General features: G+C 43.0%; 15 protein-coding genes. 12 read left to right on the forward strand and 3 right to left on the reverse strand.

Translation table 11 applies throughout. The features are described 5' to 3' along the window. The 4 genes from RH89_RS19625 to cydX form a co-directional block, all read left to right on the forward strand. On the forward strand, positions 1 to 531 hold a 531-nt coding region (locus RH89_RS19625), incomplete at its 5' end, for an aminotransferase class I/II-fold pyridoxal phosphate-dependent enzyme (protein ID WP_004405713.1). Between the two features lie 219 nt (positions 532 to 750). Next, complete coding sequence (locus tag RH89_RS19630) at positions 751 to 2,337, forward strand: cytochrome ubiquinol oxidase subunit I (RefSeq protein ID WP_004405715.1); 1,587 nt, start codon at positions 751 to 753, stop codon at positions 2,335 to 2,337. A gap of 10 nt (positions 2,338 to 2,347) precedes the next feature. Next, complete coding sequence (cydB, locus tag RH89_RS19635; protein ID WP_004405716.1) at positions 2,348 to 3,484, forward strand: cytochrome d ubiquinol oxidase subunit II; 1,137 nt, start codon at positions 2,348 to 2,350, stop codon at positions 3,482 to 3,484. A gap of 13 nt (positions 3,485 to 3,497) precedes the next feature. Beyond that, positions 3,498 to 3,596 carry a cytochrome bd-I oxidase subunit CydX gene (gene cydX, locus RH89_RS29320; RefSeq protein ID WP_004405717.1) on the forward strand — a complete coding sequence of 33 codons (99 nt, stop codon included), beginning with the start codon at positions 3,498 to 3,500 and terminating at the stop codon, positions 3,594 to 3,596. A gap of 368 nt (positions 3,597 to 3,964) precedes the next feature. Here cydX and RH89_RS19645 read toward each other — a convergent pair whose 3' ends face one another. Together RH89_RS19645 and RH89_RS19650 are read right to left on the reverse strand one after the other, a co-directional pair. Next, positions 3,965 to 5,314 (reverse strand): diguanylate cyclase domain-containing protein, encoded by a 1,350-nt coding sequence (locus RH89_RS19645; RefSeq protein WP_004405718.1) that lies wholly within the window; start codon positions 5,312 to 5,314, stop codon positions 3,965 to 3,967. After that, entirely contained in the window at positions 5,311 to 6,312 is a 1,002-nt protein-coding gene (locus RH89_RS19650) for an ABC transporter substrate-binding protein (protein WP_004405719.1), read from the reverse strand. The genes RH89_RS19645 and RH89_RS19650 overlap by 4 nt, the downstream gene beginning before the upstream one ends. A gap of 499 nt (positions 6,313 to 6,811) precedes the next feature. Here RH89_RS19650 and RH89_RS19655 point away from each other — a divergent pair, with 499 nt between their 5' ends. From RH89_RS19655 to RH89_RS30700, 7 genes are all read left to right on the forward strand, one after another. Beyond that, the gene (locus tag RH89_RS19655; protein WP_004405720.1) at positions 6,812 to 7,987 is read left to right on the forward strand and encodes an MFS transporter; all 1,176 of its coding nucleotides are present in this window, start codon (positions 6,812 to 6,814) and stop codon (positions 7,985 to 7,987) included. A gap of 67 nt (positions 7,988 to 8,054) precedes the next feature. After that, a complete protein-coding gene (locus tag RH89_RS19660; protein ID WP_004405721.1) occupies positions 8,055 to 8,270 on the forward strand; it encodes a DUF3820 family protein in 216 nt (71 codons plus the stop codon). A gap of 39 nt (positions 8,271 to 8,309) precedes the next feature. After that, positions 8,310 to 8,552, forward strand: coding sequence for a hypothetical protein (locus RH89_RS19665; RefSeq protein WP_004405724.1), 243 nt, complete (start codon positions 8,310 to 8,312; stop codon positions 8,550 to 8,552). Positions 8,553 to 8,876: 324 nt separating this feature from the next. Then, positions 8,877 to 11,570 carry a CHAT domain-containing protein gene (locus RH89_RS19670; protein ID WP_004405725.1) on the forward strand — a complete coding sequence of 898 codons (2,694 nt, stop codon included), beginning with the start codon at positions 8,877 to 8,879 and terminating at the stop codon, positions 11,568 to 11,570. Beyond that, the gene (locus RH89_RS19675) at positions 11,563 to 12,492 is read left to right on the forward strand and encodes a hypothetical protein (RefSeq protein ID WP_004405727.1); all 930 of its coding nucleotides are present in this window, start codon (positions 11,563 to 11,565) and stop codon (positions 12,490 to 12,492) included. Before RH89_RS19670 ends, RH89_RS19675 begins: the two co-directional genes overlap by 8 nt. Beyond that, positions 12,479 to 13,063, forward strand: coding sequence for a hypothetical protein (locus tag RH89_RS19680; RefSeq protein ID WP_004405729.1), 585 nt, complete (start codon positions 12,479 to 12,481; stop codon positions 13,061 to 13,063). Before RH89_RS19675 ends, RH89_RS19680 begins: the two co-directional genes overlap by 14 nt. A gap of 161 nt (positions 13,064 to 13,224) precedes the next feature. Beyond that, positions 13,225 to 13,446: a ParE family toxin-like protein gene (locus tag RH89_RS30700; RefSeq protein WP_425277042.1), complete on the forward strand. Its 222-nt coding sequence runs from the start codon at positions 13,225 to 13,227 to the stop codon at positions 13,444 to 13,446. A gap of 332 nt (positions 13,447 to 13,778) precedes the next feature. Here RH89_RS30700 and RH89_RS28850 read toward each other — a convergent pair whose 3' ends face one another. Then, positions 13,779 to 14,003 (reverse strand): hypothetical protein, encoded by a 225-nt coding sequence (locus RH89_RS28850; protein ID WP_004405737.1) that lies wholly within the window; start codon positions 14,001 to 14,003, stop codon positions 13,779 to 13,781. Here RH89_RS28850 and RH89_RS19690 point away from each other — a divergent pair. After that, positions 13,993 to 14,271: a CIA30 family protein gene (locus tag RH89_RS19690; RefSeq protein WP_004405743.1), complete on the forward strand. Its 279-nt coding sequence runs from the start codon at positions 13,993 to 13,995 to the stop codon at positions 14,269 to 14,271. The genes RH89_RS28850 and RH89_RS19690 overlap by 11 nt on opposite strands. Positions 14,272 to 14,398: the final 127 nt, after the last annotated feature.

Here is a 14,398-nt window from a genome sequence, read left to right on the forward strand (position 1 = left end):
GCTTATGACAAGGGAAATCGGATTTTGCTTTGTGGCTCGTTTTCCAAATCCCTGTCACCGGGTTTCAGAATTGGTTGGGTGGTTGCAGGTGATAAAACGTTAACCATTCAGCGATTGCAGCACCTTTCCACCTTATCGACCAGTATTCCAATCCAGCTAGGGCTCTCGCATTATCTGACTTACTACAGTTACGACAATCATTTAAGAAAAACCCGCCGAACGTTAGCGGCGAGAAAAGCAGACCACATTGCCTGTCTCGAAAAGCATTTGCCCGAAGGCGTGAAAATTCACGGTCGCAAAGGAGGGTATTTTCTTTGGGTAGAGCTTGATCCGTCAATCGATGTAGAAGTGCTTTACGAAAAAGGAATAGAGGAAAACCTTTCTATCGCGCCCGGGATCATATTCAGCAGCGACAAAAAATTCTCCCATCATATTCGCATCAATACGTCGTATGAGTGTGAAGAGAACATTCGCGTGGGTATAGAAAGCTTGGGGCAGATAATCCAAACTTTGCAAGAACCAAAGTGCTGACTCAACTGTTCTAAAAACTGTTCCTAAAACTGTTCTAGTTACGCAATTCGAGGATGTGGTGGAATACGCCAAAGTCGAGCTGTTCAACGTGCTACATCCTAAGCTCTGAGACATTAAACACAATTCAATAGTGAAAGATCTCTGAACCAGGATGAACAACGAGAAGCTCGGTGTTTTCATCTATCTGGAATGCATCTTGGCGGATGTTTTGGAGCCTCAATGTTTGATGTGGTTGAGTTATCGCGGTTGCAGTTCGCGTTAACCGCAATGTTTCACTTTCTTTTTGTGCCGCTCACGGTCGGCATGTCTTGTTTACTCGCGATTATGGAATCTGTCTATGTGATGACTGGTAAAGTCATATACAAAGACATGACCCGTTTCTGGGGCAAACTGTTCGGAATCAATTTTGCCCTTGGGGTGTCAACAGGGCTGACCATGGAGTTCCAGTTCGGAACCAACTGGTCTTACTATTCGCATTATGTTGGCGATATATTTGGTGCGCCTCTTGCCATTGAAGCGTTAGTCGCATTCTTCTTGGAATCCACTTTTGTTGGTCTGTTCTTTTTTGGCTGGGACAGGCTGAGTAAGCGACAGCATCTTATGGCGACCTGGCTGGTGGCACTCGGTTCGAGTTTTTCTGCACTCTGGATTCTGGTGGCAAATGGCTGGATGCAAAATCCAGTGGGATCGGAGTTTAACTACGTCACGATGCGAATGGAAATGGTGAGCTTTGCTGAAGTGGTGCTCAACCCCGTTGCGCAGGTGAAATTTGTCCATACTGTTGCCTCGTCTTATACCTGTGGCGCTATGTTTATTTTGGGCATCAGTGCGTACTATCTCTTAAAAGGACGGGATGTTGCGTTTGCTCGTCGTTCGTTCGCCATTGCGGCGTCTTTCGGCATGGCGTCCATTGTATCGGTGATCATTCTGGGTGATGAATCGGGATACGAGTTAGGCGATGTGCAAAAGGTGAAGCTGGCAGCCATTGAAGCAGAATGGCACACCGAGCCAGCGCCTGCGGCGTTTACTCTGGTCGGTATTCCGGATCAGGAAGCCATGCATAACGACTATGCGATCAAAATTCCTTACGTGATGGGAATCATTACAACCCGTTCTCTGACAGAGCAAGTCACGGGTCTGATAGATCTCAGGGAAGAGCATATTGATCGTATTCGAAACGGCATGAAAGCCTATGAAATTCTCGAACGCTTAAGAGAAGGCGAGAAGTCCGCGACAACGTTAAAAGCGTTCGAGGACGTGAAACATGACCTTGGCTATGGGTTGTTGCTTAAGCGCTACACAGACAACGTTACAGATGCCACCGAAGAGCAGATCCAGCTAGCGGCAGATGATTCGATTCCTACGGTATGGCCGTTGTTCTGGTCATTCAGGATCATGGTGGGTTGTGGCTTTATCATGCTATTTGTTTTCGGCATGGCATTTTTGCAGACCTGCCGACACAAAATTACTCAAAAGGCATGGGTTCTTAAAGCGGCATTTTACAGCATTCCTCTGCCTTGGATCGCCATCGAAGCAGGGTGGTTTGTCGCCGAATATGGCAGGCAGCCTTGGGCGGTCGGTGAGATTTTACCTGTTGATATCGCCGCTTCCGCTTTACCAGTGCAAGAGCTCTGGTTATCTCTCGGCATAATTCTGGCTCTCTATACCGTGTTTATGGTGGTGGAAGCGTATCTGATGATCAAAGTTGCGCGTAAAGGTCCAAGTAGCCTGAAAACAGGGCGTTACCATTTTGAAAACCAACCTGCTGGCGTTGAAGCAACGCTAGGCAAACAAGTCATGGTGTAGGAGGCATCGGATGTTTGAATATGAGACTTTACGTTTGATCTGGTGGGTTTTGATTGGCGTTTTACTTATCGGATTTATGGTCACCGACGGATTTGATATGGGGGTCGGTGCGCTGGTGCCATTTGTCGGAAAAGACGAGTACGAGCGACGCCTGATGATTAACTCCATTGCTCCGCACTGGGACGGGAACCAAGTCTGGCTGATCACGGCTGGTGGGGCGCTGTTTGCCGCTTGGCCGCTGGTTTATGCCACTTCCTTTTCGAGCTTTTATCTCGCTATGTACTTAACGCTGGCAGCACTGTGGTTTCGACCGCTAGCACTGGAATATCGGGCGAAAATTGAATCGGCTAAATGGAAACAGTACTGCGACATCGCAATTTCGTTTTCGGGAGGAATCCCACCCATCATGTTTGGTGTCGCCTTCGGAAACCTGATCCAAGGCATTCCTTTTGAGCTAAACAGCCTGCTCATGCCGAGCTATCACGGCAGTTTTTTCGATCTTCTTAATCCGTTTGCGTTGTTGTGCGGCGTTGTCGCTTTGTGTATGGCTCTGTTGCAGGGATCTACCTGGCTACTGATGAAATCGAGTGAAGAGGTGTACATACGAGTAAGGAAAATTGCACAAGTTATTGCTTTGGTGTTGGTCGCTCTGTTTATGTTAGGTGGTTGGATGCTGTTTGACGTGAACGGCTATCAGATTACCAGCCCTATGGATCTGAACGCTGATTCAAACCCTGTGGTAAAAGAAGTGCTATTGCAAAAAGGGTTGTGGTTTGAAAACTATCGCCAGTACCCGCTAATGGCAATAGCTCCGATTGTTGGCTTTATTGCTCTATTTAGCGCTTCTCTTGCGGCGCGGCTAAGCAAAAACGGTCTCGCTTTTGTTTCCAGCAGTTTAGCGAATGCATCTATTGTTTCGACCGCCGGGCTCACTATGTTTCCTTTTATCATTCCATCCAGTCATTCACCTGATCATAGCCTGACGCTATGGGATGCAACCTCTAGCGAACTGACGCTCAACGCCATGACATTAGTTGCCTTTGTGATGGTCCCCGTCATTCTGGGCTACACCTCATGGACTTACTACAAAATGTTCGGGCGACTGGACACTAAGTTTGTCAAAGAAAACTCGAATTCATTGTATTAAACGGAGGTTAGTGATGTGGTATTTCGTATGGATTTTGGGGTTACTGCTGGCAGCAGCATTTGGAATCATCAACGCGTTGTGGCTGGAATACAGCGATGCAATGGATGAGTAACAGATCTTAGTTAAAACAGAATCAAAGGGTTCGGGTCGTCTCGAGCCCTTTGTCTTATTTGCTGCACTGAAAGGGGGGGATTTAATTAGATTGAGTTCAGACTACTTGTTTGAATTCAGCGTCATGAACATAGTCTTATCGCCTTTTCATAAATTAAGTATGATGCCTTCATATTTGTCTCCCGTTTAAAACAAAACTAAAAAGCAATCAGAAGTTGCCACCTTTTGCATAGATGGGAAAGAACTGAAAAGCGTACGGTTATCAGTACTGGACATAAGGTCTTTTATAAAATTGAAACAGAAAGGCAAGTCCCAAAAATGAGAGCTTTTAAGGTTCGAGATACGTTAAATAGTGATGTGAATACAAGATTACGTACTGCATTGCGTCTGTCTTAGCTCTTTGGCTGCGTAAATCAGTTCACCTTCACTGTTGCAGCAAACATTGCCTTCTATGGATTTGGCACTGTACATAGCAACATCGGCAAGCTGAGTCAGCCTGTCCGCACTTTTTGTCTGATTTGGAAAATAGCTGACGCCAATACTGCAACCAACGAAAAGATCCTGACCGCAGTATGAGATGGGTTCAGTTACCGACTGAATGATTTGTTCAGCTTTGGTTCTCACCACGTCAAAGTTTTCCAGCAGATCAAGGCAAACAACAAACTCGTCTCCTCCTTGTCGACCAGCAAAATCGGATTTACGGATACACTGCTGAAGCCTTCGTGATACCTCAACCAGAATGGCGTCTCCGGCATCATGCCCTTGTGAATCATTCACAGCTTTAAAGTCGTCTAAGTCGATAAACAACAGGGCAATTTTGTAACCTGTGCGATTTGCCTTGTTAATGGCATCTGAAAGGGAGCGTTCTATGGCCCGACGGTTCATTAGATCCGTCAGAGGGTCATGTTCAGACAGGAACTGAAGCTGCGCTTTCTGCTGTTGAAGTTTCATTGTCTGCCTTGCTATTTCTGCTTGTAGTTCGTCTTTGGTTACTGTCGATTCACGTAACGACATCGCCATCTTGTTGAAGAAATTCGCCATTACGAGGAATTCGCGATCAAATTTTTCGGGTTTGATTTGGTAGTCCAGATTTCCGCGCTTTAACTGAGTGAGCGCCTTTTTCATGGAACGTTCACCCAAACGGAAGCGAACCAGAATCCTGTAGGCAAAACCACAAATCGAAATGGAGAAAATCACCAGCCCACAAGACAGGTAAAAAATGGCATTTGATAGGGTTTCTGCGTCTTTCGACAGTATTCTCTGTTGAGTGAGTGCCAGCTCTTCCGTCATATTCTGAATGATCATGTTATAGCGGGACTGGAGCAACACATCACTATTAAGCAGCCGTGTTGAAGCTGGCTCATTTTGGCTCGGTTTGAGTTGTTGTTCCTTCTGAATTAGAGAAGCAAGGCTTTGGTTCATCTTTTGAAGGTTGGTGGTGTGACCGTATCGGAATTCAAAATCCGTTAAACGTTCATCCAGCTCTTTTTGTGCAAGCTCAACCTGATTAAGGCTTAGCGAGTCTTTGTATTGCATAAATAGCCAGAGCTGGCTTCGCAACAGATCGACGCCTAACTGAATTCTAACCAGTTGATTGAGTTCATGTTCCGTACGAGTTTGTTCCTGAAATATGCGATACATAGAAGCCGCAATGGTGACGGTAAGAAACAGCGTCGTGAAGAACAAAAGACACAGCTTTTTAAACAATGAACCTGTCATTGCAGCTCCTTTTGTCTTTTCAGTGCTTCTAACGGAAGTCTGTCGATAATCTGCCGAAAGTCTGGGGTACGGTCGTGAGTCAACCCACGCTCTATTGCCCATCTGGACTGCAGTTGAAGGTTGGTTAACAGTGAGTTTCCAATACTCAACCTGAATACGTAATCTTCCCAGGACCATCGTATTTGATGAACCTGTACGTTCAGAACCTTCGCCAGCAGACTCATGGCGTGTTCAGGGTTTTGATGAATCCAGTGGTTGGCTTCATTTAAAACTTCGAGGATCTTTTTCGCTTCCATGTCTTGTTCTTCACTTGGGTTAGTGTGAGAAATCAGATTAAACGTTAACTGGTAGATGCCCTTAAAACCTAAGTTGACCACTTCCTGAGTCGATCTTAGGTTAGTCAGGTAACCATATGGCTCCCAGGTTGATATCGCATCGACCTGAAAAGACAACAGGGCAGGGACCAGTTCTGATGGATTTAAGTAAATACGCTCCACAGGCATATCGAGCAGATTTTCCGCAATCAGCAAAGAATCAAAATAGAACTCGCTGGCGCTGGCTTTTACTATGCCGACCCGGCGACCTTCTAAGTCTGAAATACGATTAATTTTTAGTGGTCTCAGGCTCAGGAGTTTTACGTCGTTATCCGATTCAACAAAACTGGCGAGCAGTCTGGTTCCCAGCTTTTCAAAGCTTTGAAACATCACCACGGTTTCAGATGCGGTTGCGTAATCGGTTTTGCTTTCCAGTAAGTCTTCAGCACACGCAACGCCACTTGTACACGGGACAATCTCGACATTCAGTCCCTTCGCCTCAAACAAGTTGAGCTTGTCTGCCACGATAAAAGGGGCACTCAAAGGCGTCTGAGATACGCCAATCATGATGGGTGCCGTTTTGTCATCTTCAGGGAAAAGCAAAAGACCGAAGTACTTTGAGAACAAAAGTACTATCAGGAAAAGACCAGCCAACCCAAGCAGACGTTTATGCGTGTTTTTCATATGTCTAACAATATGAAATATAGTGATTATGCGGGTAAGCATAGACCTAAATTTGGTGCTGTGCTGAACAACGGGATATTTTCGTTCCAATTTAGCTCAAAAACTTGCTATTAAGCACCGTTTGAAATTAAAAGCCTTACAATCGTTGCAAAGCGAAAAATTGTTAAATCAGTCAGTTGACGGTCAATTGTTGTCTTTAATGTTAGTAAGTAGAAAGATTGGTATAGAGAGCATTTTAAACCTTGAAACGTGACGGTGGTCTCGTTAGATGCTCGAGGTTTTAGGCTTTCTTTGAACCGAAACCTGCGCACTTTGAGCCGGGCTAGGCAGCGGTGAACAGGTACATAGAGGCAGATTAAATGCTTGCGGACATCTGCTTTTTGAATACTCAGATAAACAATAAAGACCTGGTGTTCATCACTTGCTCCAAATTGTTAATCTTTAGGATGAAATTGATTTACACTCGCATTCAATAAGACCACAAATCAAGTTTAATGAAATGGACAATCAAAGTCAGGGATCGACAAAAAACGTATTCTATCTTGGCTTAGTCAGCTTTTTTACCGACGCCGCGAGCGCGATGGTTAACCCGGTTCTACCGCTGTTTTTAGTGATTGTGTTAAGCACAGACATGCAGCAGGTCGGCGTAGTGCTGGCAGTGACCACCATAGTGTCTTATTTACTTCGATTTGTATCTGGTTCCCTAAGCGACAGATTTGATCGCAATAAGCCAATGCTCATACTCGGCTACAGCATCTCTGCTTTGGCAAAACCTTTGTTTTCAACAGTCGGTGCCTGGCAGGAAGTTGCGGCGCTTAAATCGGTTGAAAGGTTTGGTAAGGCGCTGAGAGCGGCTCCCAAGGACAAGTTGATTGGTCTTTCCAGTAAAAAAGGGAAAGAGGGCAAGGGCTTTGGTTTACACAAAGCCATGGATGTTGCTGGCGAGTTCAGTGGTCTGACTGTTCTGCTGCTTGTTATGGTTTACTTCGGAACCAGCGAGGAAACCTTCCGAACCCTCTTTCTGTTTACGATTATTCCGGGTCTGCTGGCAGTGTTGGTTTTAGCCTTCTGGGTGCGTGATATTAAAGGTGGGGTAAGTAAAAAGAAATCAACGGTCATAAAGCTGGAACCAAGCCTCAGAACGCCTGTGATTACTTTCTGTTTTATGGCGATGTGCTCTTTTGGGGAAGCATTCTTCTTACTGCTTGGTAACGAACAGGGTATGTCTTTACCCACTCTGCTAACAATTCTTGTAGTGATTCGCGCAAGTCAGTTCGGTTTGAGTTTCCTCATCATAAACATCAACGACCGCTTAAAGCCTGTTCAAATGCTCTCTATAGGGTACACCCTAGGGTTAGCTTCCATGACGATCCTTTACCTGTCACCTCAATACCTCTTCATTCTGGCGTTTGCCGTCTCTGGCATCCACGACCTGATAATCATCAATGCGATCAGGACGCACATCAGTAAAGTCGCTTCTAATAAAGGCGCAGCATTTGGCATGTTTTACTTGTTGTACGCGATCTTCTCCGCGATCGGTCTGGCACTGATTGGCTGGTTATGGGAAAGCCACGGCAGTCAGTTCGCAATACTTGCGTGTCTGCTTGGTTCTGCTTGTGTATTTATCATCCATTTGATCAACACAAAGCGTCTGCCGCTTAAAACGACGACATGATTAGGGATATAGAAAACAACCCGAGTCTGATACGCTTAGGCATATCTTTAAAGCGAAACACAATACGATGTTAGAAAAAGAAAACCTCCTCAAACTTGCACGTATGCAAATGCCTTATGGAAAATACGCGGGAAGAGTATTGATAGACTTACCTGAAGAGTATTTGCTCTGGTTTGATAAAAAAGGCTGGCCCAAAGGAGAGCTAGGTGACTTACTCAAACTATGCCTAGCGTTAAAAATTGAAGGGCTTGATAGCGTGGTTAAGCCTTTAAAGCGAATGTAACCCACCACAGCACGCCTCATTAAAACTAAAAGACATACTATGAATTTTGATATCAATGCACTGAGACACCACCAACTGGTCGAAGATGGTCAACTAGAAGGGTGTTACATTCATCAGCCAGCTCAAGGTAGCCAGCAAGACGACAAAGCCGTTTTGGCAGAGCGCCAAGCGCTAGAAAAAATGGGATACAAGGTATTACAGGTTAAAGCGAAAGACGGAACAACAACGTTTGCCGAGGCGATGCAAAAATTTGCAAAGAAGACGGGGCATCAGTCGAAGTAATAAGTGACAGTATCCTTAAGCTCTCTCAATTGAAACCTGTTTTTATTCAAAAGAGTCAGCCCGTTTGGTTAGCTCTTTTTTCCCATTCGTGTTTAGGGTTATTATTCACAACACTTCTAGGCTTTCCATTTGAACAAGCATAACTAATGCCGATATAGTGCGTCCAAATTCATACTGGAAGTTTACTTACAGAGCATTAGTTGTTTTGGTCTTATTCAATCTAGTTAGCATGATGGGTGGGTGCAGTAGCCAAGCATGTAACTTTGAGATAATTCTCTTAGCTGAGAGTAGTAACTTCTTAAAAATATTAATATCGAAATTTCAATGGCTTATTTAACTTTACAAGCTGCATATGCTATCGAGTACAGTGCTATGCAAGACTTACAGCTTCGTAACCGTGTAACACGTAAATGGTTCGATCTCACTGAAACCGCAAAGCAACTCATAAAGTTAAAAGATGCAAAATCTATCGCGAAAGCAGAAAAGTTATTGTCTAAAGCATTGAAGATCGCTCTTAAGGAGCCACTAGCGAGAGCTTCAACTTGCCATGACTTAGGGGTCTTGCACTTTTCATATCACATTGAATTACCAGGTGGCACTTACCATAACTTAAACAAGGCTATTCAGTATTTTAACCGTGCGATAGATACTCCTGAAAGGCGACGTATCCCTGAGAAATACGCTTCTAGTCTCTCGCAATTAGCAGCAACCTATCGTAGGGCTGCGCATGACTATCTTTGGTCAGATAAAGATGTTGATTGCTTAGAAAAAGCCAAATCATTGCATGTTCAAGCAATCGATTTAATGGGGAGTAGTCAAGTTCCTCAGGCGATTAAAGATGGTCAACTTTCAATTATTTACTTCAATCTAGCTAGTGTACTTTTTGAACAAGGACTTAATCAGAAAGCATGTGAGTCACAAGCGAAATCAGTTGAATTGTACTTAGGCTACTTGAACTACAAATTGCCAGCTTTTATGAATGTTATGGCTCCAGCACAAGGTCTAGGACTGAGTTTTGCGAGGTTGATGCATTTCTCAGACTCCCCAAAACACAAAGAACTATGTGAAACCATTTTAGATATAGCACCTCGGTTTGGAGTTGACCCTATTAAAATTATGACAATTAACCCTGAGGTCGATATAGCTAGACCTGAGCAACAAATAGATTACTTGTTGCGAACTGCAAAAGCCAAACCGTCACCTGAAAACTTAAAACAGCTATTCAAAAAGCAATATGAATTGATGGAAATTCGGCGAACTTGCAAGAGTGATGCAGAAGCCGATGTATTAGCATCTCTAGTTCAAAGAACATGTTCAGGACTTGCTCGTATACTAGTGGAACAGAAAGATTTAACTGCTACATTCAGGTTACTTGAAAATTGTAGTGCTCTACGTTTTTGTGAAAGCGCAAACAAACATTGGCAAGTCCCAGAAAAAAAAGTTTGTTTGCCTTTACGTAGTGATTTACTTCAGATGGGGGCCACTTATTTTAATCTGAACGAACTTGCGCTTATGTTAGAGCATTTAAGTGAAGAGGATGTTGAGGCAGTACTAACTGAGGTTTTTGAGAGATCACAGAAAAATTCAATCATAGAAGAAGTGGGGGAATCTACCTACTTCTACGAGCCTGCATTGTATCCTGCGGTGTTTAAGGGGGCGATAGACGACAAAGATTCAATTGCATTTCTACGACAAAAATCAAATGACTGTTTAACTGACTTTCTTAAGATTGAAAGTTTAATTGACGAGTTAGACCCTGCATTTTTGAAGCGGAGAAACAGTGATTATTCAGTTCAACTCGAGCACTTTGAAGAAGCCTTATGCAAGAACCCTAATTTGACTTTGGTCAGAGTTGACATTGAGTCGAATTACGACGACGCACTCATTTTGGTCGCTATGGTGAATGCTGGAAAACTAGTGGTAACAGGTCATAGTGTTAGCTTACCAAGAAACTTAGTTAACGATATTGGTGAATATGTAAAAGGAAACGCTGAGGGTCTTAGAACTTGGGTTCTAGATTTCATAAACTGGCGTGAAATATTACCTGATGACTGTAAACGCCTAGGATTGTTAACCTCTTTTTTTGCATCACAGATACCGTGGGCTGCTACTGGAATTGAGGGTGAAGAACTTTATACATTGGTTGATGAGATTAATTGGCTTCCAACAGTTCTATATCTTTGTAACCATGTGACGCACTTTAATAAGCGTAATGGTTCTAAATGTATCAATGGCGGTGAAACACGTTTTCACAATGTAGCGAACAAACACGCTTCAGGTCTCATGACTGATATCCAAAAAGATGACTTTGTTGAAGTGGTTCGTACCAGTGAAGTCATATCCTATTATGGTCATTGTGCACATGAACTTCCTAATAGACCTTATCTGAAAACGAAACACTTCGACATGAATGACTTAGAACTGGTTAACCAAGTGGCTGGAACGGAGCGCGTTGAGTTTTGGGCTTGTCAAAGCGGTAGCAATATCCCCCTTAGTGTCTTTTCTATCCCTGTTAATGAAGCATTTGGTTTCGATATGCGGATGATAGAGTGGGGCGCTGTTAGCTCAATCGGTTCATTGTGGGCGTTGCCTGACATTGTTACAGCTCACATTAAATCTCACTATGACCAACTTCTAAATAGTGGATATTCACCTTCAAAAGCTCTACTCGCAGCTCAACGCTGGTGGGTTTCACAAGGAGCTAAGGCTGAACTAAACAAAATGCGAGAGCTAGGACTATCGCCATATCTAAATACCCTAGGCTGTAATGAAACTTTGGACGGGCTGTTGGGGCCAATGAAGACAAAAGAATCGCTGAATGAGGATGAGTTAACACAAGCGGAGAGGTTATTCCTGCACCCTTCTTCTTGGGCTGGCTTAAGGTTTTGTGGAATTGCAGAAAAGATAAATCAAGCTGTTTATCTAGATAAAGTAGATCTCACGGTTGATGAAGTAAATCAACTAAAGAGCAGCTTAGCCAAACAAAAACTAAAATCTGGATTTATAAAGTATGTTTGACGTGTTTGATGATTTATTGCCAATAACTGACTGGAGCGTTGAAGGTCGCAAGCAGTACCTTGAACAGCATAGAGCATGTATTGAGCTAGTCTTGTATGAGGCTCTCGAGGTTTTTGATGAGCGAAAGGTATCGTTGACGTTTGGTTGTCAGGTTAATGCTGTAGCTCGGATAATTGATATGTTTTCATCTGATAGTTTTGAAAACGAAAAACTACCTAACGGTATACCGCGTGATATCAAGTTGTTCAGTCAAATCGATTACTGGTGCAAACTTAAGTCAGGTGTAGTTTTCGCAGGACTACAGCAACTTGGACATGATGAGATCGATATAGTTGATAATCAAACAGATCGTGGGGCTTTTGTTATAGATTTAGATCAGCTTTCGAATTGCCTAGGCATTTATAGCCAGTTAGTAGCAGCAAATATGGTTTATTTTTGGCTTCAGGCTAATAAGAAGTTGTTGGACGAGTTAGGCCAAGTAGAGGCTCCCATTGAATCCGATTTTGAGGGATGTATGGACAAAAGCACTACCAGATACAAAGTGGATTCCTCGTTTAGGTATTTATGTGTTTTTCTTGATGTCGAACCCCAAATCCCAGGCTTTCACTTGTATAAAAGTAAATACCTGACGAAAGGAGAAAACAAACCGCAGTACACTGCGAAGAAAACCGAAAAGGAGTCTCATCTTACAACGAGTGAAATTAGATCAGTCGTGACAAAAACTATTGATTACTTTTATAGGGTTTACTGTGAAGAGCCAAGCCCGATATGTCAGGTATTACTCAAATCTGTAGGGGGTAAGAGTTTACTGGATCAATATAAAATTAAGAGCAAAGATTATCCAAATTTTGGTGAGCTAAGAGATAAGCTTACAGCGCTAAAATCGCCCTTGAAGAAGGAGGCTACATATGCCGTTAGATAAACTTTCATTGGATGAGATGGTTCAAGGTCGAAACAGCAATACTGATGACTGGAAAGAACTGGTTAAAGATCCAGAGCGTGAACGAGTTTGGAGTGAAGCTGTTACGCGTAGAGAGCATCTTGATCAGTTTTGCTATTTTGCTGCCAAGTGGCCACATTTTGTGCGCTACTATCAGCAAGCAAAGTGCTTTGCTAAACAGTCTATAAATTCTCCAATAGTATCTCTGATTCGTGATGATGATCTATTAGGTGATCTAGCTTTATCATTAAATGAGAAGGACGAGGTAAAGGAACCACTTTTGATCACCGTCGAGTGGGGAGATCGGCAGTTAATTGAGATTCAAGGTGAGCAAACAGTGTCGTTCAACACTGAATCACAGGTTCAAATACACTATAGATACGATGACTTAGAGGGCTGGATAACTTCTGATGATAAGTGGGAGTTTTCACCTGATGAAGGAGCTGTAATGCTCACATTTATAGATGGTGATGTGATAAATGATGATCTAACTGTAAGCTTAAATCAAGGAAAATCAGTAGGTTATATTTTTTTGTTGCCTTTATTGAAGTAAAAAGCGAAAAAAATTGTTTTTCTTTGCGTATAGACGTACGAACACAAAAAAGGTACGTCTAAATGCAAAATATCGTATTCAAATACCAACCACGCAGTCCTGAGCTAACCAGCTCAAACACTTACTGCATCTGTCTTATTGACAAAAAAATCTGGCGCGATATGCCAAACTCGACTCGTCAAAAAACATTGAGCGTAGTGAACTCAATTGCTCAAGGTACGCCATTTACTGTGCTAGGCGGTAAAAACATTAAATCTAATCCATCCCTGATTCGATTCAGAATTGGGCGTAGCTTTCGCTTAATCCTATCTAAAGGGAACAAACGACTTACTTTCAAGCTTTGTCGGCGACAAGGCTATGAGCAACATTTTAAGAATTTTTAATAGTGTTATTAATTGGTTATGAGAGCACGAAGCTTGAAAAAGTAAGTTTTATAGCTTTGTGGCTGTTGCATAGATAGGACTATGGATTTAGTTATGGGCGAGAATAAAAAATACCTACTGATTACGTTCGATTACATTCAAAAAGGTAACATATTGATTTAATAAAAAGGGCTGGTCAAAAGGTGAATTGGATTAGCTTCAGCTCACCATAAAAAATGGGATTTTTAAGTCCCATTTTTTGTTACACACTCAGCTGATTTACTGATGTTTAGTGGCTGTGCTGGTATAGGTTGGCGTCTACTTCTTTGCCTTTCGTTGGGCGAGGGACAATTTCAAAGCTGGTATCGAAAGTCTACAAGCGAGTCCTGTAGTTTAGTCAGAACCTCTGTTTTCCGTTTAATACCTGCTTGCTTAAGTTCTAAAAGTGCCGTTAAGTCGGTGCTACCCAGCAGCATTTGAATATCTTCTTCTCGTGTATTGATTATCTTGTTGATGTCTTTCGACCATTTCAACGCATCTCGAACCTTGGCTTCGCGTAATGTGTAAATGTTGCGCATAAAAGGGGATGGTCGTCCCTACCAACTTCGAATTCGCACAGACAGTTCTTGGGATGGTGTAAGCTATCGCGCCCTTTTTAATACTTTGGACGGCGAGTGGATGACAATCACCCTGCAAGAAGCAGACTTTATTCCTGTCTTTTGGGGAAGACGCGTTGCGAATGCCGCTAACTTCCGTTTTAAGGACACCAAGCAATTTGGCTTCCTATTAGCCGATAAGCAGGCAGGTAAGTTCCACCTAGAGGTTTCTCACTTTTCATTTCAATGAACGCACATACCAAAACGACCTGAAGTTTTTGGGTTTTGAGGATTGAAGCGCCTAAATTTATGTATTTCTAGGTTGTTTTGCATAGCACAATGACTCCATGCCTATTCTTTCCAATTTAAATTTCCGC

The sequence above is a fragment of the Vibrio nigripulchritudo ATCC 27043 genome (assembly GCF_000222685.1).
GTDB classification, from domain to species: Bacteria; Pseudomonadota; Gammaproteobacteria; order Enterobacterales; family Vibrionaceae; genus Vibrio; species Vibrio nigripulchritudo.

Coding starts and splice junctions, on each gene's coding strand:
- RH89_RS19630 (WP_004405715.1), top strand. CDS start 751: ATGTTTGATGTGGTTGAGTTATCGCGGTTGCAGTTCGCGTTAACCGCA.
- cydB (WP_004405716.1), top strand. CDS start 2,348: ATGTTTGAATATGAGACTTTACGTTTGATCTGGTGGGTTTTGATTGGC.
- cydX (WP_004405717.1), top strand. CDS start 3,498: ATGTGGTATTTCGTATGGATTTTGGGGTTACTGCTGGCAGCAGCATTT.
- RH89_RS19645 (WP_004405718.1), bottom strand. CDS start 5,314: ATGACAGGTTCATTGTTTAAAAAGCTGTGTCTTTTGTTCTTCACGACG.
- RH89_RS19650 (WP_004405719.1), bottom strand. CDS start 6,312: ATGAAAAACACGCATAAACGTCTGCTTGGGTTGGCTGGTCTTTTCCTG.
- RH89_RS19655 (WP_004405720.1), top strand. CDS start 6,812: ATGGACAATCAAAGTCAGGGATCGACAAAAAACGTATTCTATCTTGGC.
- RH89_RS19660 (WP_004405721.1), top strand. CDS start 8,055: ATGTTAGAAAAAGAAAACCTCCTCAAACTTGCACGTATGCAAATGCCT.
- RH89_RS19665 (WP_004405724.1), top strand. CDS start 8,310: ATGAATTTTGATATCAATGCACTGAGACACCACCAACTGGTCGAAGAT.
- RH89_RS19670 (WP_004405725.1), top strand. CDS start 8,877: ATGGCTTATTTAACTTTACAAGCTGCATATGCTATCGAGTACAGTGCT.
- RH89_RS19675 (WP_004405727.1), top strand. CDS start 11,563: ATGTTTGACGTGTTTGATGATTTATTGCCAATAACTGACTGGAGCGTT.
- RH89_RS19680 (WP_004405729.1), top strand. CDS start 12,479: ATGCCGTTAGATAAACTTTCATTGGATGAGATGGTTCAAGGTCGAAAC.
- RH89_RS30700 (WP_425277042.1), top strand. CDS start 13,225: ATGCCAAACTCGACTCGTCAAAAAACATTGAGCGTAGTGAACTCAATT.
- RH89_RS19690 (WP_004405743.1), top strand. CDS start 13,993: ATGTTGCGCATAAAAGGGGATGGTCGTCCCTACCAACTTCGAATTCGC.
- RH89_RS28850 (WP_004405737.1), bottom strand. CDS start 14,003: ATGCGCAACATTTACACATTACGCGAAGCCAAGGTTCGAGATGCGTTG.